Raw genomic sequence first — 1,842 nt, forward strand, 5'->3', positions numbered from 1 at the left:
TGTCTCTTATACACATCTATGTGTATAAGAGACAGCTACTGGACACGGGGGACGGCAACGGGTTCACCTACGGAAACGGGCCGGGATCCGGACCGGACCCGGGTCCGGAGGACCGCACGGCCGATGCCCGGCTCAGATGGCGGCTCGGCATTCGCGCGGCGGTGCTGCTGGGGGTCCTGTCGCTGCTCGCCGGCGGCTGGTTCTGGTGGAGGGTCGCGACCGCCGGTCCTGAAGTCATGCCGCTGAGCGCCGTCACAAGCGATGCCGCCAAGGCGGCTCCTTCAGGTACCGCGGGAGCCGGCGGCGATGGCCCGGCCGGGGCTGGCGGCGGCGAGGCAGGGGACTCCGCAGGTACCGTGGTGGTGCACGTGGCCGGTGCCGTCAAGAAGGCTGGCATCGTGGAGCTTCCCAGAAACAGCCGGGTCCACCAGGCCATTGCGGCAGCCGGCGGCGCCGCTCCGGCAGCTGACCTGAACCGGCTCAACCTCGCGTCCGTGCTGGAGGACGGCCAGAAAATCTACGTGCCCGGCCGTGGTGAAGCCACCCCGCCCGATGGGGCTCCGGACGCCGTGCCGCCCGACGGAGCAGGGACGGGCCCGGCAACCTCCGGGGCGACAGGCGGCCGGTCCGGCGGAAAGGTGAATTTGAACAGTGCCGGAGCCGAAGAACTCGCGGAGCTGCCAAAGGTCGGCCCGGTGCTGGCCCAGCGCATCGTTGACTGGCGCAAGGAGCACGGTCCGTTCAAGACCGTCGAGGAACTCGACGCCGTGGACGGGGTGGGTCCCAAAATGCTCGAAACACTGCTTCCGCTGGTGACCGTCTGAGATGGACGGCAACAGTGGAGGTGCCAGAAGCCGGTGGCACAGATACGTCGAGGCGGCAGTCAGTCCGGACGCCACCGGCAGGCCCTCCGCCAGCGCGGCCTCCGTGCGCAGTAGCACTGCAGACCCGATCCGACCCGACGGAAGGACGCAGGGGACATTCCCGGCAGCAGGCACGGCCGATCCCAGCCGCAGGGAAGCAGCCGTCCTGCACGGACTTCGCGAAATGGTCCTGCAGCGGCTCGTCCCGGATGAGCCGAAGACGGCTGCCGCCGGCCTGCTGCGGCGGCGCGTTGACGTCCGCCTGGCGCCCGCCGCACTGCTGGTGTGGATCGCAACGGTTGCGGGTCCGTGGCTTACACCCGTCGGGCTGCTGGCCGTGTGCTGCGGGTGTGCCGCGGGGGCGGGACTGCTCCTCGTGCTATTGCTGAGGCGAGGCGCCGGAGGCCGCCTCCCGCGGAGCTTCCTGATGACCGTCGCGGCAGCCATGGTCCTGGCCGCTGCCGCGGCGGCGCATTCGGCCGTGTCCGCCGCGCAGAGGCATGACGGTCCCGTGGCAGGGGCCATCGCCGCACACGCCTCCGTGGTGGCGGAGGTGGAAATCACCGGCGCCCCTCGAGCGCTCAAAGTGCCAGGCGGTTCCCCCCTCGCAGAGCGCTGGGCGGTGACAGCGATGGTCAAGACACTCAACACCGGTGGCCGACTGCTCCGGGCGGAGGCCGCAATAGTCATCATGGGAGGACAGGACTGGGAGCATGCGGTCCCGGGCCGGCTGGTCCGGGCGACGGGCAAGCTGCGGCCCCCTGATCCTGTCTCTTATACACATCTAGATGTGTATAAGAGACAGGTGCCGTGATCGACCGCGAACCGGCAGCCTGGCTGTGGCTGAAGGAACACCTCGTCCGTCTGCGCCAGGCCACCCGGCCGGGGCAGGGCCCGACGACGGGCGAGCCCGCCGTCGTCGTGCGCACGGCAGTGGCTGTCTCTTATACACATCTAGATGTGTATAAGAGACAGGTGC

At 69.3% G+C, this 1,842-nt stretch carries 2 protein-coding genes; both read left to right on the forward strand.

Going from position 1 to position 1,842, the window contains the following annotated elements; all coding sequences use genetic code 11:
- On the forward strand, positions 1-824 hold an 824-nt coding region (locus B1A87_RS22600; protein WP_313902518.1), incomplete at its 5' end, for a ComEA family DNA-binding protein.
- A gap of 103 nt (positions 825-927) precedes the next feature.
- Complete coding sequence (locus tag B1A87_RS22605; protein WP_144275962.1) at positions 928-1,677, forward strand: hypothetical protein; 750 nt, start codon at positions 928-930, stop codon at positions 1,675-1,677.
- Positions 1,678-1,842: the final 165 nt, after the last annotated feature.

The organism is Arthrobacter sp. KBS0703, from assembly GCF_002008315.2.
Taxonomy (GTDB): Bacteria; Actinomycetota; Actinomycetes; order Actinomycetales; family Micrococcaceae; genus Arthrobacter.